Here is a 19894-nt window from a genome sequence, read left to right as displayed (position 1 = left end):
ACTACTTGAAATTCCGACTGTCCTTGATCTGGTCCCAGGCCCAGACGACCTCTTGCAACTGCTCTTCCTGTGACCGGTCGCCGCCGTTCATATCCGGGTGCAGCACCTTGATCAGCTTTTTGTAGGCTTTGCGCACCTCGGCCTTGGTCCAGCTGTCCTTGGCTTCGAGAATCTCGATCGCCCGACGCTCGGTCGGGGGCAGGCGGCGGCCCGTGGCGGCGCGGCCCGGGTTCTTGGTGGCATTCTCGCCCAGCACCTGATGCGGGTCCTCGATGCCCAGACGCGCCCATGCGCGTGCTTCGGGGTCGCCCATCGGTTTGGTTTCACGTTCCCAAACCTTGTCTTTTGACCGCTGCGCGTTCAGTTCAGCCTCGGTCGTGCCGTCGAAGAAATTCCACTTTTGGTTATACTCGCGCACGTGTTGCTGGCAAAACCAGTAGAAGTCATCCAGCACGTCTGGCGCCTTGGGCGCGCGATATTTTCCAGGCTCCTGGCACCCCGGATGGTCACAGACCCGGACCGAAGTTTCAGACGCGCCCGACATGCCCCGACGCCCGCGCGGGTTTTTCTTTTTGGCGCTGGAGACGGACATATCGAATCCGAAAGGGTCTGATTTCGTCATGCTGTGATCCTTAAGAACGCATCTTCTCGACTCGGAGGCAGCAGTTTAGTCTAAGCAGCCAAAAGTAGAAGAGGGGGGCGGCAATTAATTTGCTGCCGAGCGAAAAAATGACCGTGACCGACGAAATCTATGAACGTCTTGATGCCGCATTTCACCCGCGAGAGCTGAAGGTTGTCGATGATAGCGAAAGCCACCGAGGGCATGCAGGCTATCAGGAAGGTGGGGAAAGTCACTTCAACGTGTTTATTCGCGCCAGTGCATTCGAAGGCCAATCCCGTGTCGCCAGCCATCGGGCGGTGCACAAGGCGTTAGGTGACATCGTGCCGCGGATACATGCGCTGGCACTGGATATCGGAACCTAATGCGCGCCTTAGGCGCTTTACTTCAGTTCAGCCCAGAGCTTTTAAACGCAAAGTGCTGCGATCATACCGGCAAGCCCCTGGTTTTGATGCGGGATGGGCCGCCGCGACGCCAAACCCTATGATTTGTCTGAGTGGCGGAATTCAATCTTTGCGTCCTTCAGCGTCAACGGAGGGTCTTTGACCTCTTCGGAAATTGGTTCCGGCGCTGTGACGATTTCTGGTCCTGGAACGGGCTGCGCAACCGGAGTTTCGTCGGGAGTCCCTTCCAGGACAGGGGCTGCAACCTCGACCGCCTCAATCGCGCGGCGGAAGACAAGCACATTGCGCCAATTCACGGTAGATCCGGTCAGGCCTGCCCTTTCTTCGCTTGGTAAAAGCTCTGCGCGTTGATATTCCCAGCCGTCTTGACCCAATTGGTTCAACACTTGCTCAATCGTTGCGGCAAACCGGCCTTCGGCGGTTTTTACACCTTTGGCTTTCGTGCCTTTTTGCGGGGCGGGAACGACCTTGTACTCATAGCGCTGCATTGGATCTTCCTGATTGCCGGGTTATGGCAACTTAACATGCGGTTGATTTGGCGAAAGTCAGCATTGCGCGAAAACACCCGGAAAATTTAAAGCGGCAGGATTTTGCAAAAACCTGCCGCCAGGATTGGGTGCCCTTAAAAGGTTACGAGCCTAGTTTTTTACCGACCAGCTCGTTCACCGCCTTAGGGTTGGCCTTGCCGCCAGTTGCTTTCATGACCTGACCCACGAACCAACCTGCAAGCTTTGGGTTCACCTTCGCCTTTTCGACCTGCGCGGGGTTAGCGGCGATGATCTCATCCAGCGCGGCCTCGATTGCACCCGTGTCGGTGACCTGCTTCATGCCGCGGTCTTCAACGATCTTCGCCGGGTCACCGCCATCGGTATAGACGATCTCGAACAGGTCCTTGGCGATTTTGCCCGAGATCGCGTCCGAGGAAATCAGATCGATGATTGCACCCAGTTGCGCCGGAGAGACCGGCGAGTCGGTGATGTCGTGATCTTCTTTCTTCAGGCGACCAAACAGTTCGTTGATGACCCAGTTCGCCGCCAGTTTACCGTTGCGGCCTTTGGCAACCTCTTCAAAATACGCGGCTGACTCTACCTCGGCAGTCAGGACGGATGCGTCATAGTCGGTCAGCCCAAACTCGTTGATAAAGCGGGCTTTCTTGTCGTCCGGTAATTCGGGCAGCTTGGCGGCGATATCGTCCACCCATGCCTGCTCGATTTCCAGCGGCAGCAGGTCGGGATCAGGGAAGTAACGATAATCATGCGCCTCTTCTTTGGACCGCATGGATCGTGTTTCACCCTTGTCCGGATCGTACAGGCGCGTTTCCTGCTCGACCTGTCCACCGCGTTCGACGATGGCGATCTGACGGCGGGCTTCGACCTCAATCGCCTGCTGGATAAAGCGCATCGAGTTCATGTTTTTGATCTCGCAGCGCGTTCCCAAGTGCGAGAAATCCTGTGTTTCCTGATACTTCTCATACGCACCCGGCAAACAGATCGAAACGTTTACGTCCGCGCGCAGGTTACCATTCTGCATGTTGCCGTCGCATGTGCCCAGATACCGCATGATCTGGCGCAGCTTGGCTATATAGGCGGCGGCCTCTTCCGGCCCACGGATGTCGGGGCGCGACACGATCTCCATCAGGCAGACGCCTGTGCGGTTCAGGTCGACAAAGGACATATGCGGGTCCATATCGTGGATCGACTTGCCCGCGTCCTGCTCCATGTGAATGCGTTCGATGCGAACCATGCGCGCGGTGCCATCGCCCATTTCGACCAGCACTTCACCTTCGCCCACGATGGGGTGGTATAACTGAGAAATCTGATAGCCCTGCGGCAGGTCGGGATAGAAGTAGTTCTTGCGGTCGAAAGCCGATTTCAGGTTGATATCTGCCTTCAGGCCCAACCCTGTGCGCACCGCCTGTTCAACGCAGTACTCGTTGATCACCGGCAGCATGCCCGGCATCGCCGCATCCACAAAGGCCACGTTTGCATTCGGCTCGGCCCCGAATTTCGTCGACGCGCCCGAGAACAGCTTGGCATTGGATGAGACCTGAGCGTGCACCTCCATCCCGATTACCAGTTCCCAATCGTGCTTGGCCCCGGCGATGGTTTTGGGTTTGGGCATTTCGTATGTCAGGTCGAGCATGGCGCGCCTCATTTCCGCAGAAGTCTAAACCTGCGTATTAGGCCCGGCACGGGCTAGGGGCAAGGGGGAATCAGTGCTGGGACAGGCGCAACCCCGACGGGGTGAAGGTTACATCCATACCGCTGAGCAACTCTTCACGGAACAGGTCGCCGATGGCGCGCAGTGCGTCGCGCTGACCGCGGGCCGCGAACCGCTCGGCCGAGTTTATACGGACTGAGTTGTTGAACCCGTTCGCCGCATGCGCCCAGATCATTGGGTGCAGTTCGGTCATGTGGTCACGGATTAGCCCGTGTGCGGCCTCGTGAATTTGCGCGCGCACAGTTTCAGCTTTTTCATTCTGCCGCGGGCCGTTCTGTATCGTGATGGCGCAATAGGCCGATAGCATGTTGACTGTTTGCTGATCCGGCCGATGGTGCAGAATGTCATAGAGACCTTCCAGAAAGTACTCAACATCCAGCCGGGCGCACGCCTCTTCGTCCAAGGTGATGGCGTCGAATTGCACCCATGTGTAACCGCCGGCGCCCCAGATGTCGTGGGTCCGGGCCGCGTTACGCAGGGCTTGAACCTCAAGCTCTGCGTAGCTGCCAAACCACCGGGGCAACAGATGGGTGCCCATCGCGCGCATGTGGCGCTGATTGTTGGGGTCTAGCGAGATCAGCCGCTCATATTCATCAGCAACACGAAGACTCGCTTTGCGTTGGCCAGCCAAAAGTGCGCAGCTTGCGGCGGCGACGATCGGGCTGTCCGGCAACGCCGCGCGACATTTCGGCAATAATGCTGCGGCCCGGTCGAAATGGGCTGCACAGCGGGAACGGTGTAATGGCGGAAGGGTTGCGTCCGTTGCCGTTCCGCGCCACGCCCAGGCTAGGTCGATATGCGTCAGCGCGACCACAAGCGCAATCATCGCATCATCCGGGTGCGCGCGCATTTCGTCTTCAAGCTCGGAAATTCCGCCAAGCAGGTCGTACTCGCACAGTGCATTCCCATCAGACAACGCGTGTTCGACCGCGAGAACCACATCGGACCGAGCGCCAAAGGCAAGCAGATCCGCGATGGGTGTGCCATCCGGCGCGGCTGCACGGTTTTTGTCTGCTGCGCGCATTTGACGAGACAATTCTGCCCATCGATCCTGTCTGGCCAGCGTGCGACCACGCCCAATCGCATCGCGGGCCGCCAAGTCTTCGGCTTTGACGTCGGCCAATGGGATGTTCAATTGCCCTCTATCCGGGAGCGTCGAAGTCACGCCGCAATTCACGTTGGGCAGGCTCTGCGTTGAGCTTTTGGAAGGATGAGAGGATTGGGCCTGACGCGCCCTGAAAAACCGAAACATGGGAAAACTCGAAATCAAAACAACTTGTAAGCTTGTCGAAAACTCTGACCGAAGGTTGGTTCAAATTCAAGCTTATGGCACTTTATTGGACATAAAGCAGAAACTAACAGGCATTTTTCATTATGACTGTTTCAGAAAACGCGAAAATGATGCCGTTCAACCCGCAACCCGGCTTTCTGCAAGACGGCCTCAAGCTCCTTATGCGGCGGCATAGCCTCATCCGGCAGGCGAATCCGTTTGTCTGACGTCAGAACCAGTGCGCTGCGCACCGAAAAGTCCCAGCGTGTGTCCAAACGGACGTGATCAATATCGGACAACGCAACCTCGCCCTCGCGGTTGCCAGAAAACCAACGAATCCGGTCGGTATCCAACGTCAGCCCTGCTTGAGTGTCCTGTATGATGTCCCAAAGGGCAGGCAAGGTGGTCAGGCCGAGCAACACAACAAGCCACCATGCTGCATCAAACACGATCACCAGCGCCAACAGCCCCGCATAGATGCCGATCAGAGTCAGGACGCCGCGTCGCGTCCGATTGTTGCGCGTGAAACTGTACGGGCTCATGCGCCAAGGATACGGGACACCATTTCCGTGGTATCGCGCGACAGGTTTGGTGTTTCGGCGATACGGGTCAGCTGCGCTTGCATGAGGCCCTGTCGCTCAGCGTCGTAGCGTTTCCATGTCTGGAAAGCCGAGCACATTCGGGCCGTTGTTTGTGGGTTGACCGGATCCAGACGGATCAACCAATCCGCAAGCAGCTCATAACCGGCCCCGTCAGGGCGGTGAAACCCGGCATGGTTCATCGCGAGCGCACTGATGACCGAGCGGAATCGGTTCGGGTTTTTCCAATTGAAATCAGCGTGCTGTGTCAGCGCGCGTGTGACCTCAACCGTTGCTTCGGGTGTGGCTGTAGACACTTGCAGGGCAAACCACTTGTCAACCACCAGCCGGTCATGTTGCCACTGATTGTAAAAGCTTGTCAGTTCCGCCTGGCCCGTGCCTGCCCGCAAGAGACAGGACAGAGCAGTCAACTGGCGGGTCATGTTGTCAGCAGCGGCGTACTCTTCGGCTGCTTTGATGCCGCCATCAAGCCGCGAAGTCAGGTACATAACCGCACCGCCAAGCGCGCGTTTGCCAGCTTGTTCGGCGTCTGGGCTGAACGGTGCGTCGATCTGCGTTTCGCTGAGCAGTCGTGGTAGCAGGTCCTGAACATGTTGGGCCGTCGCCTGCCGGAGGGTCTCTACTGCAGTCCAAATCGCCATCGGATCAGGGGTTTCACCGCTTTCAAACAACGCGGCCGCCAACTCTGACTGCGTCGGCAGGCCCAGCATCAAGGCGCGATAGGCGGGGTCCAGATCTCTGTCCCGCAAAACGGTCAGCATACCATCCAGATAGTCCGCCCCCGGCGCGGCATCGTGCTTTATCATGCGCAGTAAGGTGTCTTGCGCCAGCGATCGTCCGGCCTGCCAGCGGTTGAACGGATCAGTGTCATGCGCCAACAGAAAGGCGCGTTCCGCATCCGTATGGTCATGTTCGAGAATGACCGGAGCCGAGAAATCCCGCAGAATCGAAGCCACGGGTTTGGCCGCCAAACCGGTGAATTCAAAGCTCTGTTCGGCCTCTGTCAGTTCCAGCACCTCGGTTTGGCGCACTTCATCCCCGTTCGGGCTCAGCAAGCCAACGGCGACCGGGATCACTTGCGGAAGCTTCTCTGACTGACCAGGGGTCGTTTCGGTTCGTTGTTTCAGGGTCAGAGTATAAACGCCGTCCGCCCAATCTTCGGACACGGTAACGCGCGGCGTCCCTGACTGACTGTACCAGCGTTTGAACTGGGTCAGATCGCGGCCTGTCGTGTCCTCGAACACTTTCAGCCAATCCTCGATGGTGCAGGCCTGCCCGTCGTGGCGGTCGAAATAGAGGTCTAGCGCCTGTTTGTACGCCTCATCCCCGACCAATCGTTTCAGCATTCCGATCACCTCGGCCCCTTTTTCATAAACTGTGGCCGTGTAGAAGTTATTGATTTCCTGAAAGCTCTCGGGTCGGACAGGGTGCGACAATGGCCCGTTGTCTTCGGGGAATTGCCGCGCGCGCAGGTCTATGGCGTCATGGATTCGTTTCACCGGGGCCGAGCGCATGTCAGATGTGAACTGCGCATCGCGGAAGACGGTCAGACCCTCTTTTAAACACAGTTGGAACCAGTCGCGGCAAGTGATGCGGTTGCCTGTCCAATTGTGGAAGTATTCATGCGCGATGATCGCTTCAATGCGTTCGAAATTATCATCGGTCGAGGTTTCCGGGCTGGCCAGAACGGCCGAGGAGTTAAAGATGTTCAGCCCCTTGTTCTCCATCGCGCCCATGTTGAAATCGTCCACCGCCACGATGTTGAAGACATCCAGATCGTATTCACGGCCATAGACGTCTTCGTCCCATTTCATGGACTTTTTCAACGCCTCCATCCCGAAGGCGCATTTGCCTTCATCGCCGGGGCGGACCCAGAGGTTCAATGCAACATCGCGGCCCGACATCGTGGTGAACTGGCCGGGATGCGCGATCAGGTCGCCTGCCACCAAAGCAAACAGATAGGCGGGTTTGGACCACGGATCGGTCCATTCTGCCCAGCCCTTGCCTTTGCCTGAGGGGTTGCCATTCGACAGCAGCACCGGCAAATCGCCATTGATGCGCACGGTGAAGGTGGACATCACGTCTGGCCGGTCGGGGTAGTAGGTGATCTTGCGGAACCCTTCGGCCTCGCACTGCGTGCAATACATACCGTTCGACATGTACAGCCCCTCAAGCGCGGTGTTGTTGCCCGGGTCGATCTCGACAATCGCTTCCCAGATGAAAGGCGCGTTTGGAACGTCGGCGGTCAGGCCAGTCTCGGTGACATCGGGTGTGATCTCGGCCCCGTCGATGGCGGCGCGGACTAGGGTCAAATCCTCGCCATGCAGAAAAAACGTTCGATCTGTGGCGTCCGGATTGGGGCGGAAGGCAATGCGCGACGTGACGCGTGTGGCGTGATCGGCCAAATCAAAGGTCAGATGCACGCTGTCCACCAGATAGCCAAAGGGCGTGTAGTCTTTAAGGTAGATCGTGGTAGGGGCTGCGTCACGCATCGGGGGCCTCGCATCGGTTCATGTCTGGCGCGACGTTATGGCTTGCGGCGGTGGGCTGCAAGCGGTGCAATCTTCAACCGAGACGGTGCGATCCGAAGTTTTGGTAAGTCTGTTTTACCGCAGCGGCCTCGTGCGCGTTGCCTATCGGAAACAATCGTTCTAAATGCATCCGGAATACAGTGGCGTACACACGAGAGAGAGGGACCTCATGAGCAGCAGACAAACGCGCAGCGGACTGCAAGTTGATACCGTTCTGGCCGAATTCATCGAAGATCGGGCTCTGCCGGGCACGGGTGTAACTGCTGACGCCTTTTGGGACGGCCTGTCCCGCATGGTGGCTGAGCTGGGTCCGAAAAATCGCGCGCTGCTGGCAAAGCGGGAAGAAATCCAAGGGCAATTGGACGCGTGGCATCTGGAGCGGAAAGGGCAGCAGCACGACGCCGCCGCGTATCAGGCATTCTTGCGCGAAATCGGCTATCTGGTTGAAGAAGGCACCGATTTCCAGATTGAAACCACCAATGTTGATCCCGAGATTGCGCAAACACCCGGACCGCAATTGGTAGTGCCAATAACCAACGCGCGTTTCGCGTTAAACGCAGCCAATGCGCGTTGGGGCAGCTTGTATGACGCCCTCTATGGCACCGACGCGCTGGGTGACCTGCCGACCGGCAGCGGGTACGACGCGGCCCGGGGCGCGAGGGTGATCGCTTGGGCCAAGGGGTTTCTGGACGACGCTGCGCCTTTGGCAAACGGGTCTTGGGCGGATGCGGCTGAGTTGCGGGTTGAAAACGGCGCACTGGTGCCAACACTTGCGGATGCCTCACGTTTCGTTGGGTATGGTGGCGCTGCGGAAAACCCGGAGTTCATTCTGCTGAAAAACAATGAGTTGCACATCAAGATCGTTATTGATGCCTCCAGCACTATTGGTGCCTCTGATCCGGCGGGTATCGCGGATGTCGTGCTGGAATCGGCCTTGTCGACGATCATGGATTGCGAAGACTCAGTCGCCTGTGTCGACGCCGAGGATAAGGTGGTTGCATATGGTAACTGGCTGGGCCTGATGAGGGGTGACCTGACCGAGCAAGTCACCAAAGGCGGCACCACATTTACCCGCAAGCTGGCGGATGATCTGGAGTACACCACCGCCGGTGGGGGTCAGGCCAAGCTGAAAGGCCGCTCATTGATGCTGGTGCGGAACGTGGGGCACCTTATGACCAACCCCGCGATTCTGGACGCCGAGGGCAATGAGATCGGCGAGGGCCTGATGGACGCGCTCTGTACGACGCTGATCGCCATGCACGATTTGGCTCGTGAAGGCGGAAACTCGGTCAAGGGATCGGTTTATGTGGTCAAACCCAAGATGCATGGCCCGGAAGAAGTTGCGTACTCGGTCGAGATTTTCGATATGGTCGAAGACATCCTTGGCCTGCCGCGTAACACCGTGAAGCTGGGCATAATGGACGAAGAGCGCCGCACCTCGGTTAACCTCAGGGAGTGCATCCGTGCTGCAAAAACGCGCGTGGCCTTTATCAACACAGGATTCCTCGACCGGACGGGGGACGAGATCCATACCTCGATGGAGGCAGGTCCGATGCTGCCCAAGGGGGATATGAAAAACACACCATGGATCGCGTCCTACGAGGATCGCAACGTCGATATCGGGTTGGTTTGCGGCCTGAAAGGCAAGGCGCAGATCGGCAAGGGCATGTGGGCGGTGCCCGACCGGATGCATGATATGCTTGAGGCCAAAATCGGCCATCCGAAGTCTGGCGCCACCTGCGCATGGGTGCCGTCCCCAACCGCTGCAACGCTGCACGCAACACATTATCACAGTGTGGATGTTTTGGCCCGTCAGGACGAACTGGCAGCTGGTGGCGCGCGCGCCTCGCTTGAGGATTTGTTGACGATACCATTACTGGCCGGCCGCAATCTGAGCGATGAGGAAATCACGCGCGAGATTGAGAACAACGCGCAGGGTATTCTTGGGTACGTGGTGCGCTGGATCGACCAAGGCGTCGGGTGCTCGAAAGTACCAGACATCAACGACATTGGCTTGATGGAAGACCGCGCAACCTGCCGGATATCCTCTCAAGCACTGGCCAACTGGCTGCATCACGACGTTGTCAGCAAAGAGCAGGTGATGGCCGCGATGCAGAAAATGGCGGCAGTGGTGGACCGCCAGAACGAAGGTGACCCCGAATATCGCCCAATGGCTACGGGATTTGATGGTGTGGCTTTTCAGGCTGCCTGCGATTTGGTGTTCAAAGGGCGGATACAGCCTTCGGGCTATACTGAACCGGTCCTGCATGCCCGCCGTCTTGAGTTGAAAGCCAGCCTTTAACCTGAAAACACGATAGGACAGAAAATGGCAGTTTCTTTGCGCAAAGCCCGCACGATCATCCGAAAAACCCTTGAAAAGGGTCGTGAGATGGACCTTAAACCCCTTTCAGTTGTTGTACTGGATGCGGGTGGGCACGTCATCGCATTTGAACGCGAAGATGGCGCGGCGCCGGGACGGTTCCCGATCGCGCATGGTAAGGCCTATGGCTCGGTCATGTTGGGTATGGCGGGCACCGCGCAAATGCAGCGGGCCGAGGCACAGGCTTATTTCATGGCGGCGGTAAACGGTGTTTATGGTGGGCAGGTCGTCCCGGTTCCGGGCGGCATCCTTCTGCGGGATCGCAAAGGGGCAGTTATCGGCGCGATTGGTGTCACGGGCGACACGTCCGACAATGACGTCGTTGCAGGCATGGCCGGGATCGAGGCCGCTGGTTTGACCGGAGAAAGCTGACTTGGATCACCGCGCCGGGGAAGAGCCGTGCCAGTTTAAGGTTCGGGTCCCGGCGTGGGCAACTCTCCCGTACGCCTGAGGTTTCTGGATCACACTGTGCGCGACTGAACACAGCCTTGCGCTGTCATACAGGGCGTGTTTTGTTGCACGTTCGATCCACTGCGGATAGCGTTCGTGTGAACAAGAAAACAGCAAGGGAAGCGGCATGTCTCGACCGGTCGTCGGTATCATCGGTAACTCCTACATCCTGAATGATGAGTACCCGACCCATGCGGGCGGAACGATGAACTCGGACGCGGTTGCGAATGTTTCGAACTGCCTGCCGCTGCTTATTCCGTCCGACCCACGCTATGTCTCGGTCGAGGAACTGTTGGAGGTCTGCGATGGGTTTCTGCTGACCGGCGGGCGCCCGAATGTGCACCCCGAGGAATACGGCGAGGACGCCACCGACGCCCATGGAGAGTTTGATCGGGCGCGGGATGCAATCACGCTTCCTCTGGTCCGGGCTTGCGTCGAGCGCGGTCAACCATTCATGGGCATCTGCCGCGGCTTTCAAGAGGTCAACGTGGCCATGGGCGGTACGCTGTACCCTGAAATTCGCGATCTGCCGGGTCGGATGAATCACCGCATGCCACCCGATGGCACGTTGGAGGAAAAGTTTGCGCTGCGCCATGTGGTGACTCTGTCTGAGGACGGAGTTTTTCATCAACTGTTCGGAGCGACCGAAGTTATGACGAACACGCTGCACGGGCAGGGGATCAAAACAGTTGGCGAACGCGTGGTCATTGACGGCTATGCCCCGGATGGCACGCCGGAGGCGATGTATATCCAAGACGCCCCAGGTTTTACTCTGTCGGTTCAATGGCACCCGGAATGGGATGCAATCAACGATCCTGTGTCTCGACCGCTGTTTCAGAAATTTGGTCAGGCCGTTCAGACATGGTCGACCTGCGGACGGGCCGCGTTTCGCCGGATCGCTTGAAGCCTGCTGTCTGTTTCGCTCGCCTGATACGTGTCAGATCAGTAGGTTAAACTGCTGATTGAGTGGCAGTTTGCGGGCGCGCTCTCCGGTTAGGTCGAACAGCGCATTTCCAAGCGCGGGCATCGACGGAGGGGTTCCGGGTTCACCCGCGCCCCCCATGTGACGGTTGGTTTCCAAGACGCGCACTTCGACCTGTGGCGCAGTGTGCATCCGCAGCGCATCATAGTCGGGGAAGTTGTACTGCTCGACTTCACCTTCGGCAAAGGTGATCTCGCCGTAACACGCGGCTGACAACCCGTACATCATGCCGCCAAACATCTGCGCCTTGACGTTCTCGGGGTCCAGGGCCAGCCCCATGTCACAGGCGATCCAGGCCTTGCTGATGCGAATGGTGCCGTCCTCGTCAACCACCTCAATGACCTGAGCAACCGGAGTGCCGAAGCTATAGGTGAAGGCAACGCCCCGGCCCACACCATCCGGCGTCTGACCTGTCCAGCCTGACATTTCCTTCACGGCTTCCAGACATCCGGCCGACGGGGCATGCTCGGTCTTCATTAGCTCCAGCCGGAATTCAAGCGGGTCCTGACCAGCGGCGTGGGCCATCTCATCCACAAAGGTTTCGTGGAAGAATCCGTTATGGCTGTTTCCGACCGAACGCCAAAACCCCACCGGAACATCCAATTTGGCGATGTGGCCGCTCATTCGGTAGTTCGGCACCGCATAGGGTTGGTTGAAAAAACCTTCGACCAGAACTTTGTCCGGACCAGCGCCGGGCATACCGGTATAGCGCGTCACTGCCTGCTGTGTGCAGGATTGCGCCGCCACCTTGCCGTCGATCAGAACGGCCTTGCCATCCTGAACTGCGCCTCGCATGCGGGCGATGGCACCGGGGCGGAAATAGTCATGGCGCATGTCTTCTTCGCGGCTCCAGGTTGTCTGCACCGGAGTGCCGGGCATCGCCATGGCAACCTTGGTCGCAATTTCACCAAAGTCCAACTCACCCCGGCGACCAAAACCGCCACCTAAGTAAGTGGTGTGAATTTGCACTGCCTCTGTGTCCAGATTGGCCGTGTTTGCAACGCGGAATTTGATCAGGGTCGGGGCCTGATTTCCGCACCACACTTCCAGCGCATCGCCGGTAAACAGCGCTGTTGCGTTCATCGGCTCCATCGTTGCGTGGGCCAGATACGGCACTTGATACTCCGCCATAATCTCGGTCGCGCCGTCGGGTGTGACGCTGACATCGCCGTCATCCCGCATGGTCGAGTTCGGGGCCTCGTCAAACGCTTCGGCAATTTTTGCAAAGATGCCTTCGGTGTCCGGCGGGTAAGGGGCGTCTGCCCAGTCGACATCAATCGCTTCGACCGCCTGATTGGCCAGCCATGTGTTGTTGGCGATTACCGCGACCCCGGTGCCCAGATCGACTACTTTTTCAACCCCGGGCATGGATTTCGCAGCACTGTCGTCGTAGCCGTTCATCGCGCCGCCCAGCTTGGGATTTATGCGAACGGCGGCGAATTTCATACCGGGCAAGCGAACGTCGACAGCGAATTCTGCGGTGCCGGTTGCCTTTTCCACCATGTCCAAACGCGGTTGGGTCTGTCCGAGATAGCGCCATTCTGACGGATCCCGCAGAGGGACATCAACCGGTTCCAGCACAGCCGCGTCCACCGCCAGATCGGTATAGGCGATCTTATCGCCGCTGGGTGCAATGACATGGCCCGACGCCGTTTTCAGGTCAGCGGGATCAACGCCCAGACGGTTGGCGGCAGCGCGCTTCAGCGTCTCACGTGCCGAAGCGCCGGCCTGACGCATCCTTTCGAACCCATCTTTCATTGAGGTCGAGCCACCGGTCACCTGCAAGCTGAGCGTTTTACCAAGAACACCCAACGCTTCGCCCAGATTGTGCTGGAAATCAGAGATATCATACCCTTTGTTGGGCAGGCCTTCCCCTATCAGGGCCGAGTTATAGTAAGCCGCCGCCGCAGGGCCGTGCAGAACGGTGATCTGATCCAGATCGACATCAAGTTCCTCGGCAATCAGCGCAGCCCAAGTCGTCTGGACACCCTGTCCCATTTCGGCGCGGGGGGCAAAAAGGGTAACGCCGTTCTGGTCGATCAAAACAAACGGGTTCAGCGCCGCCTGACCTTCACCGGGTTTCAGCGGGTTCGCAGCGGGGCGGCTGACGTAATAGGCGCCAAACGCGACGCCACCGACAATCGCGGCCGAACCGATAAGGAAGGTGCGACGAAGGATTTTACCAACGGATGCCATTGTTTACGCCTCCTTCAACTTGCTGGCTGCGTCATGAATGGCAGCGCGAATGCGAGGGTAGGTGCCACAGCGACATAGGTTGCCTTGCATGGCGTCATCAATATCCGTGTCCGAGGGGGCAGGATTTTCCGCAAGCAACGCAGCGGCCTGCATGATCTGACCTGACTGGCAGTACCCGCATTGCGCCACTTGGTGATCGACCCACGCTTGTTGGATTGCAGCCATCGCATCAGGCGATCCGATCCCTTCGATTGTCGTGACATCGCCCCAGACATCCGACAGTGCCACCTGGCATGAGCGTACGGCTTCACCATCAATATGAACGGTACAAGCCCCGCAGGCCGCAACACCACAGCCGAATTTGGTTCCGGTCAAACCGACCTCATCCCGCAATACCCAAAGCAAGGGTACGTCGTCGGGCAGGTCAATCTGATGTTGCTTTCCGTTGATCTTCAGGGCGGTTGCCATGGCGCACCTCACATAGCTGTGGCTGGTTTCTGACATAATTGTCGTAAAATGTCACTATGTCAATTGACAAAATAGACGGAAACTGTCACCAGTTCAGATATGACGGACACAATTGACGATCCACGGCAAAAGGCAATCCTGGCATCGGCCTTTCAGGCGTTTGCCGCTTATGGGTACCGGAAAACGTCGATGGATGACATCGCGCGCGGCGCCGGCATGTCCCGCCCGGCAGTGTATCTGCACTACAAGAACAAAGAGGCGATCGTCAGAAAACTGACTGAGGTTTATTACGCCGACAAAAGCGCTTCCGTGGCCGAGGCGCTGGCGACCTCAGGCACGGTGCCCGAGGTTCTCACACGTGCAGTGCAGGCACAAACTGCCGGGATGGCGACCATATTGGCCTCGCCTCACGGGCTTGAGATGCTGGACAACACCAAGTCCATGGCGGCCGACATCATTGCCGAGGGTGAAGCTAAACTGGCGGGTCTTTATGCAGACTGGCTGACTCAGCAAGCGCAGGCTGGTCGGGTCAAAATGCCAGCGGATGCAGCCGAAACCGGGTGGACAATCACCGCCACGCTAAAGGGGCTCAAGCTGGCCGGCGCGGGGGCCGAGACCTATGAAAAGCAGGTTGCCCAGATCGCGTCCCTGATCGGTGCGGGGCTTGAGGTCAGGTAACCCGCTGCTGCACCTTGTACTCGGGCGTGTCCCACAGGCGGTTGTTCATTATATCGGCGAGGATCTCAACGGCGCCTTCCACATCCTTCTCGTCGATGTAAAGTGGGGTAAAGCCAAAGCGCATGATGTTGGGCGCACGGAAATCTCCGATTACACCGCGGGCAATCAAGGCCTGCATGGCGGCATATCCGTCATCAAAGCGGAACGACACCTGACTGCCGCGCTGGTTCGGATCACGCGGGCTGACCAGCTCAAGCTCGGGGCAGGCTGCTTCGACGCGGGCAATGAACAACTCGGTCAGCTCAATGGACTTGGCGCGCACATCGGCCATATCAGCCATGTCCCAGATATCCATCGCGGCTGACAAGGCGGTCATTTGCAGGATCGGAGGGGTTCCAACGCGCATCCTCTCAATCCCGGTGCCGGGGCGGTAGTCCAAGTCGAAAGCAAAGGGCGCCTCGTGCCCCAGCCAGCCTGACAGGGCCGGTCGTGCCCGATCCGCAAGGCGTGGCGCGACATAGATAAAGGCTGGCGCGCCCGGTCCTCCGTTCAGATACTTGTATGTACATCCCACCGCGAAATCGACGTTGCAGCCGGTCAGATCTACGGGGATCGCACCGGCAGAGTGGGCCAGATCCCAGACTGTTACTGCGCCGTTGGCATGTGCCAGTTCGGTCAGTGCTTTCATGTCGTGCATGCGACCGCTGCGATAGTCGACTTCGGTCAGCATAAGAACAGCGACATCTTCTGTGATATTCGCGGCCACATCCTCGGGCGCAACAACGCGCAGCTCATAGTCGGACCCGAGCGATCGCAACAGACCTTCCACCATATAAAGATCGGACGGGAAGTTACCGCTGTCCGACAGTACAACTTTTCGATCAGGGCGCAGTTCCAGTGCCGAAGCGGCGGCCTGATACACTTTGATTGACAAGGTATCGCCGGTCACGATCGATCCGGGCGCGGCACCTATCAACCGCCCGATACGATCCCCCAAAGCCGTGGGCAGAGCCATCCACCCGGCCTTGTTCCAGCCCGTGATCAGCATCTGTCCCCATTCCTTAGCCATCATGTCATTCACGCGCTTACCCGCAGTGCTTGGCAGGGGGCCAAGCGAATTGCCGTCCAGATAAATGATGCCCTCGGGCAGATCGAACATGGCTTTGGTTGCGGCAAAGTCGGTCATACTGGGGTCTCTACCTTTGTACTGTGTTGCGGTGATTTCGTCTGGCGTATCCTATCCATTTCTGCCTGTCCATCGATGCGACAACCTGAACTTTTGCCAATCTGGTCTCAAAGCGTTAGGACAGCGCTCAGAAATGTCACGTGCTTTACGTGATGTAAGGCCTGAGAACTGACTATGCGCTGGATCAATGTCCCTCCTGTTTGGCTTGCCGGTTTTGTATTGCTGGCTTGGCTACAGGCGCGTCACCTGCCAATGGGGCTGTCACTGGAAAGCGGTTTGACCGATTTGCTCAGCGGATTTCTGATCGGGGGCGGCATCTTAATAGCGGTCATGGCGGTCGTCGAATTCCGCCGTCACAAAACAACCGTTGTTCCGCATCAAACACCAGATGCGCTGGTGCAATCGGGTATTTACAAGCGCAGCCGCAACCCGATCTATGTTGGCGATGTTCTGATATTTGCTGGGTTGGTCCTGCGGTTCGATGCAGTACTGTCTTTGCTATTGATCCCGGTTTTTGTCTGGGTGTTAGAGCGCCGCTTTATCCTGCCCGAGGAGGACCGCTTGCGTCGCACTTTTCGTGCGGATTTCGCTCGCTATGAACGCAAAACACGCAGATGGATTTAGCATGGCACAACCGGTGACACAGCGTAACGATTGCCATGCTTGTGAAACAATGTTGCGCAAGATAAACGTTTGCTTAACAAACAATACCGCTCACCCGATCGAACAGAGTGAAATTTAGGGGGACTGCCAGTGAAAATAGGCACACCGAAAGAGATTTTTGACGGCGAGAACAGGGTTGCAATGACGCCTGAGTCTGCCGTGCAATTGCAGAAACTGGGCTATGAGTGCCTGATCGAGAAAGGGGCCGGTCAGGCAGCTGGTTTTTCCGATGCAGCGTATGAAGCTGCCGGGGTTGAGGTGGTCAAAACAGCTGCGGCATTGTGGAAGGCGGCTGATATCATTGCCAAGGTTCGGGTGCCGACCGAGACCGAAATGAAACGCCTGAACAAGGGCAAGACGCTGATCTCGTTCTTTAATCCTGCAGGGAATGAAGAGGGGATGGAGCTGGCCAAATCCAAGGGCGCAAACGTGATCGCCATGGAGATGGTGCCGCGTATCTCACGTGCTCAGAAGATGGATGCGCTGTCGTCGATGGCGAATATCGCTGGCTATCGCGCGGTGATCGAGGCGGGCAACAACTTTGGTCGTTTCTTCACCGGTCAGGTGACGGCGGCGGGTAAGGTGCCGCCTGCCAAGGTGCTAATCGTTGGCGCAGGTGTGGCCGGTCTGGCCGCGATCGGGACCTCGACCTCGCTGGGTGCGATCACCTATGCGTTCGACGTGCGCCCCGAAGTGGCCGAGCAGGTCGAATCCATGGGGGCGGAATTCGTCTATCTGGACTTTGAAGAAGAACAACAAGACGGTTCAGCCACCGGCGGCTATGCTTCGGTTCAGTCGGAAGAATTCCGCAACGCGCAGCTTGCCAAGTTCCGTGAGCTTGCTCCGGAAATGGATATCGTCATCACCACCGCCCTGATCCCAAATCGCCCGGCGCCAAAGCTTTGGCTTGAGGATATGGTAAAGGCGATGAAGCCGGGCTCGGTCATCGTTGACCTTGCGGCGGAACGGGGCGGCAATGTCGAAGGCACCGTGCCGGACGAGAAGGTCGTGACCGACAATGGCGTGACCATCGTTGGTTACACCGACTTCCCCAGCCGTATGGCGGCACAGTCTTCGTCTCTGTACGCGACCAACATCCGTCACATGATGACGGACCTGACGCCCGAGAAGGACGGCCAGATCAATCATGACATGGAAGATGACGTGATCCGCGGCGCGACCGTGACCCATGAGGGCGAGATCACCTTTCCACCGCCGCCGCCCAAGGTGCAGGCGATTGCGGCGCAGAAAAAGCCCGAGGTCAAGGAACTGACCCCGGAAGAGAAGAAGGCGCAGGAAATCGCGGCGTTCAAGGCGCAGACCAAACAGCAGTTCACCTTGCTGGGTGTGGGCGGCGCGCTGATGCTGTTGGTGGGGCTGGTTGCTCCGGCTAGCTTCATGCAGCACTTCATCGTCTTTGTGTTGGCGATTTTTGTGGGCTTCCAGGTGATCTGGAATGTCTCGCATTCGCTGCACACACCGCTGATGGCGATCACCAATGCGATCTCGTCGATCATCATTGTGGGCGCGTTGATGCAGATTGGGTCGGGGTCGTTCCTGGTCATTCTGCTGGCGGCGCTGTCTGTCTTCATGGCCGGGATCAATATCTTCGGCGGTTTCCTCGTAACCCGGCGCATGCTTGCCATGTTCCAGAAATCTTAAGGAGGCCGGGCACATGGAATTTGGCTTCACTACTGCCGCCTATGTTGTTGCGGCTGTTCTGTTCATCCTTTCCCTTGGCGGCCTGTCGAACCAGGAAAGCGCCAAACGCGCGGTCTGGTACGGCATCGTCGGTATGGCGCTGGCGGTCTTTGCCACTCTGGTCGGTCCGGGTTCGGGTCTGTGGCTGCTGTCGATCCTACTGATCATCGGCGGCGGTCTGATCGGTCAATATGTGGCGCAGCGCGTGCAGATGACCGAGATGCCGCAACTGGTTGCCGCAATGCACTCGCTGGTTGGTCTGGCCGCTGTATTTGTTGGTTTCAACGCGCATTTTGAAATCGGCAACGTGGCTCAGGCACTGGCGTCGGCAGATGCTGAACTGGCGAAAGAGAGCTTTGGCACCTTCGCCGCGTTGATTGCCAAGAAAACCTCGGCTGAGCTGGCGATCCTGCACGTTGAACTGTTCCTTGGGATTTTCATCGGTGCGATCACCTTTACCGGCTCGGTCGTGGCCTACGGCAAACTGGCAGGTAAAGTGACGTCGGCTGCGACCAAACTGCCCGGAGGTCATGCGCTAAACGCTGCGGCGGCGGGTTTGTCGTTCATCTGTCTGATCTGGTACACCAGCTCTGGCGGTTTCTTCCCGCTGTTCCTGATGACTGTGGCGGCGCTGTTCATTGGCTATCACCTGATCATGGGTATCGGTGGCGCGGACATGCCGGTGGTTGTGTCGATGCTGAACAGCTATTCGGGCTGGGCGGCTGCGGCGATCGGCTTCAGTCTTGGAAACGACCTGCTGATTGTGGTCGGTGCGCTGGTGGGATCAAGCGGTGCGATCCTGTCCTACATCATGTGCAAGGCGATGAACCGGCACTTTGTCAGCGTGATCCTGGGCGGCTTTGGTGGTCCGCAGGGGGAACAGATGGCTGTCGAGGGCGAGCAGGTTGCTATTGACGCCGACGGTGTTGCGGCGGCTCTGAACGATGCCGACAGCATCATCATCATCCCCGGCTATGGCATGGCGGTCGCGCAGGCACAGCAGTCGGTTTCCGAACTGGTTCGCAAGCTGCGCGCCAAGGGCAAAGAGGTGCGTTTTGCGATCCACCCCGTTGCCGGTCGTCTGCCGGGCCACATGAACGTATTGCTGGCCGAGGCAAAGGTGCCCTACGACATCGTTCTGGAAATGGACGAGATCAACGAGGATTTCCCGGATACGGATGTTGCCATCGTGATCGGCTCGAACGACATCGTAAACCCTGCGGCGCAGGAAGACCCCAACAGCCCCATCGCCGGCATGCCGGTTCTGGAGTGCTGGAACGCCAAGCAGGTGTTTGTCAGTAAACGCGGCCAAGGCACCGGATATTCGGGTATCGAAAATCCGTTGTTCTTCAAAGAAAACACCCGCATGTTCTATGGCGACGCCAAGCAGTCGTTGGACAAGCTGATACCTATGATCGAGTGATCATAGGGTAAATCCGAGTAACAAGGGCGCCTAGGGGCGCCCTTTCTTTGTCCTGTCGCGTGCTTTGCCTTCTGACCTTCGCTATATTGGTAGCCCGTCAAAACACGCTGGGTGTGATATGCTT

At 58.0% G+C, this 19894-nt stretch carries 17 protein-coding genes; 8 read left to right on the top strand and 9 right to left on the bottom strand.

Annotated elements, in window-relative coordinates; translation table 11 throughout:
• Position 1 precedes the first annotated feature (1 nt).
• Positions 2-622, bottom strand: coding sequence for a J domain-containing protein (locus LCM21_RS11040; RefSeq protein ID WP_224890663.1), 621 nt, complete (start codon positions 620-622; stop codon positions 2-4).
• 107 nt (positions 623-729) lie between these two features.
• On the opposite strand from LCM21_RS11040, the gene LCM21_RS11035 reads away from it, so the two are divergent.
• The gene (locus LCM21_RS11035) at positions 730-984 is read left to right on the top strand and encodes a BolA family protein (protein WP_068336346.1); all 255 of its coding nucleotides are present in this window, start codon (positions 730-732) and stop codon (positions 982-984) included.
• Positions 985-1100: 116 nt separating this feature from the next.
• Here LCM21_RS11035 and LCM21_RS11030 read toward each other — a convergent pair whose 3' ends face one another.
• The 5 genes from LCM21_RS11030 to pepN all read right to left on the bottom strand — a co-directional run bounded on the left by LCM21_RS11030 (position 1101) and on the right by pepN (position 7604).
• Positions 1101-1511: a DUF4177 domain-containing protein gene (locus LCM21_RS11030; protein WP_224890662.1), complete on the bottom strand. Its 411-nt coding sequence runs from the start codon at positions 1509-1511 to the stop codon at positions 1101-1103.
• Positions 1512-1653: 142 nt separating this feature from the next.
• A complete protein-coding gene (gatB, locus tag LCM21_RS11025) occupies positions 1654-3165 on the bottom strand; it encodes an Asp-tRNA(Asn)/Glu-tRNA(Gln) amidotransferase subunit GatB (protein ID WP_224890661.1) in 1512 nt (503 codons plus the stop codon).
• A 70-nt stretch (positions 3166-3235) separates the two neighbouring features.
• Entirely contained in the window at positions 3236-4495 is a 1260-nt protein-coding gene (locus tag LCM21_RS11020) for a hypothetical protein (protein WP_224890660.1), read from the bottom strand.
• A gap of 131 nt (positions 4496-4626) precedes the next feature.
• Entirely contained in the window at positions 4627-5055 is a 429-nt protein-coding gene (locus tag LCM21_RS11015) for a hypothetical protein (protein WP_224890659.1), read from the bottom strand.
• The gene (gene pepN, locus LCM21_RS11010; protein ID WP_224890658.1) at positions 5052-7604 is read right to left on the bottom strand and encodes an aminopeptidase N; all 2553 of its coding nucleotides are present in this window, start codon (positions 7602-7604) and stop codon (positions 5052-5054) included. Before pepN ends, LCM21_RS11015 begins: the two co-directional genes overlap by 4 nt.
• Before the next feature lie 208 nt (positions 7605-7812).
• Between pepN and LCM21_RS11005 the strand changes: the two genes are divergently transcribed.
• The 3 genes from LCM21_RS11005 (at position 7813) to LCM21_RS10995 (ending at position 11377) form a co-directional block, all read left to right on the top strand.
• Entirely contained in the window at positions 7813-9945 is a 2133-nt protein-coding gene (locus LCM21_RS11005; RefSeq protein ID WP_224890657.1) for a malate synthase G, read from the top strand.
• A 24-nt stretch (positions 9946-9969) separates the two neighbouring features.
• Positions 9970-10395: a GlcG/HbpS family heme-binding protein gene (locus tag LCM21_RS11000; RefSeq protein WP_224890656.1), complete on the top strand. Its 426-nt coding sequence runs from the start codon at positions 9970-9972 to the stop codon at positions 10393-10395.
• A 205-nt stretch (positions 10396-10600) separates the two neighbouring features.
• A complete protein-coding gene (locus LCM21_RS10995) occupies positions 10601-11377 on the top strand; it encodes a gamma-glutamyl-gamma-aminobutyrate hydrolase family protein (protein WP_224890655.1) in 777 nt (258 codons plus the stop codon).
• 33 nt (positions 11378-11410) lie between these two features.
• Here LCM21_RS10995 and LCM21_RS10990 read toward each other — a convergent pair whose 3' ends face one another.
• Together LCM21_RS10990 and LCM21_RS10985 are read right to left on the bottom strand one after the other, a co-directional pair.
• Entirely contained in the window at positions 11411-13651 is a 2241-nt protein-coding gene (locus tag LCM21_RS10990) for a xanthine dehydrogenase family protein molybdopterin-binding subunit (RefSeq protein ID WP_224890654.1), read from the bottom strand.
• Between the two features lie 3 nt (positions 13652-13654).
• On the bottom strand, positions 13655-14119 hold the full coding sequence (locus LCM21_RS10985) for a (2Fe-2S)-binding protein (RefSeq protein ID WP_224890653.1): 465 nt from the start codon (positions 14117-14119) through the stop codon (positions 13655-13657).
• 99 nt (positions 14120-14218) lie between these two features.
• Here LCM21_RS10985 and LCM21_RS10980 point away from each other — a divergent pair, with 99 nt between their 5' ends.
• Positions 14219-14797, top strand: coding sequence for a TetR/AcrR family transcriptional regulator (locus tag LCM21_RS10980; protein ID WP_224890652.1), 579 nt, complete (start codon positions 14219-14221; stop codon positions 14795-14797).
• Here LCM21_RS10980 and kynU read toward each other — a convergent pair.
• The gene (gene kynU, locus LCM21_RS10975; RefSeq protein ID WP_224890651.1) at positions 14790-15983 is read right to left on the bottom strand and encodes a kynureninase; all 1194 of its coding nucleotides are present in this window, start codon (positions 15981-15983) and stop codon (positions 14790-14792) included. The two genes, LCM21_RS10980 and kynU, sit on opposite strands and share 8 nt — an antisense overlap.
• Before the next feature lie 174 nt (positions 15984-16157).
• Between kynU and LCM21_RS10970 the strand changes: the two genes are divergently transcribed.
• The 3 genes from LCM21_RS10970 to LCM21_RS10960 all read left to right on the top strand — a co-directional run bounded on the left by LCM21_RS10970 (position 16158) and on the right by LCM21_RS10960 (position 19770).
• Positions 16158-16607 carry a methyltransferase family protein gene (locus LCM21_RS10970; RefSeq protein ID WP_224890650.1) on the top strand — a complete coding sequence of 150 codons (450 nt, stop codon included), beginning with the start codon at positions 16158-16160 and terminating at the stop codon, positions 16605-16607.
• Positions 16608-16736: 129 nt separating this feature from the next.
• On the top strand, positions 16737-18308 hold the full coding sequence (locus LCM21_RS10965) for a Re/Si-specific NAD(P)(+) transhydrogenase subunit alpha (RefSeq protein WP_224890649.1): 1572 nt from the start codon (positions 16737-16739) through the stop codon (positions 18306-18308).
• A 13-nt stretch (positions 18309-18321) separates the two neighbouring features.
• A complete protein-coding gene (locus tag LCM21_RS10960) occupies positions 18322-19770 on the top strand; it encodes an NAD(P)(+) transhydrogenase (Re/Si-specific) subunit beta (RefSeq protein ID WP_224890648.1) in 1449 nt (482 codons plus the stop codon).
• Positions 19771-19894 lie beyond the last annotated feature (124 nt).

This window comes from Ruegeria profundi (assembly GCF_020171505.1).
GTDB lineage: Bacteria > Pseudomonadota > Alphaproteobacteria > Rhodobacterales > Rhodobacteraceae > Ruegeria > Ruegeria profundi.
The sequence above is the reverse complement of the archived record's forward strand: the minus strand, read 5'-3'. Positions and strand labels throughout refer to the sequence as shown.

Excerpts from the sequence above, each read along its gene's own strand:
- LCM21_RS11005 (WP_224890657.1), top strand. The coding sequence starts at position 7,813 with ATGAGCAGCAGACAAACGCGCAGCGGACTGCAAGTTGATACCGTTCTG.
- LCM21_RS10995 (WP_224890655.1), top strand. The coding sequence starts at position 10,601 with ATGTCTCGACCGGTCGTCGGTATCATCGGTAACTCCTACATCCTGAAT.
- LCM21_RS10970 (WP_224890650.1), top strand. The coding sequence starts at position 16,158 with ATGCGCTGGATCAATGTCCCTCCTGTTTGGCTTGCCGGTTTTGTATTG.
- kynU (WP_224890651.1), bottom strand. The coding sequence starts at position 15,983 with ATGACCGACTTTGCCGCAACCAAAGCCATGTTCGATCTGCCCGAGGGC.
- LCM21_RS11035 (WP_068336346.1), top strand. The coding sequence starts at position 730 with ATGACCGTGACCGACGAAATCTATGAACGTCTTGATGCCGCATTTCAC.
- LCM21_RS11030 (WP_224890662.1), bottom strand. The coding sequence starts at position 1,511 with ATGCAGCGCTATGAGTACAAGGTCGTTCCCGCCCCGCAAAAAGGCACG.
- LCM21_RS10960 (WP_224890648.1), top strand. The coding sequence starts at position 18,322 with ATGGAATTTGGCTTCACTACTGCCGCCTATGTTGTTGCGGCTGTTCTG.
- LCM21_RS10985 (WP_224890653.1), bottom strand. The coding sequence starts at position 14,119 with ATGGCAACCGCCCTGAAGATCAACGGAAAGCAACATCAGATTGACCTG.
- LCM21_RS10990 (WP_224890654.1), bottom strand. The coding sequence starts at position 13,651 with ATGGCATCCGTTGGTAAAATCCTTCGTCGCACCTTCCTTATCGGTTCG.
- LCM21_RS11040 (WP_224890663.1), bottom strand. The coding sequence starts at position 622 with ATGACGAAATCAGACCCTTTCGGATTCGATATGTCCGTCTCCAGCGCC.
- gatB (WP_224890661.1), bottom strand. The coding sequence starts at position 3,165 with ATGCTCGACCTGACATACGAAATGCCCAAACCCAAAACCATCGCCGGG.
- LCM21_RS11015 (WP_224890659.1), bottom strand. The coding sequence starts at position 5,055 with ATGAGCCCGTACAGTTTCACGCGCAACAATCGGACGCGACGCGGCGTC.
- LCM21_RS11020 (WP_224890660.1), bottom strand. The coding sequence starts at position 4,495 with ATGTTTCGGTTTTTCAGGGCGCGTCAGGCCCAATCCTCTCATCCTTCC.
- LCM21_RS11000 (WP_224890656.1), top strand. The coding sequence starts at position 9,970 with ATGGCAGTTTCTTTGCGCAAAGCCCGCACGATCATCCGAAAAACCCTT.
- LCM21_RS10980 (WP_224890652.1), top strand. The coding sequence starts at position 14,219 with ATGACGGACACAATTGACGATCCACGGCAAAAGGCAATCCTGGCATCG.
- pepN (WP_224890658.1), bottom strand. The coding sequence starts at position 7,604 with ATGCGTGACGCAGCCCCTACCACGATCTACCTTAAAGACTACACGCCC.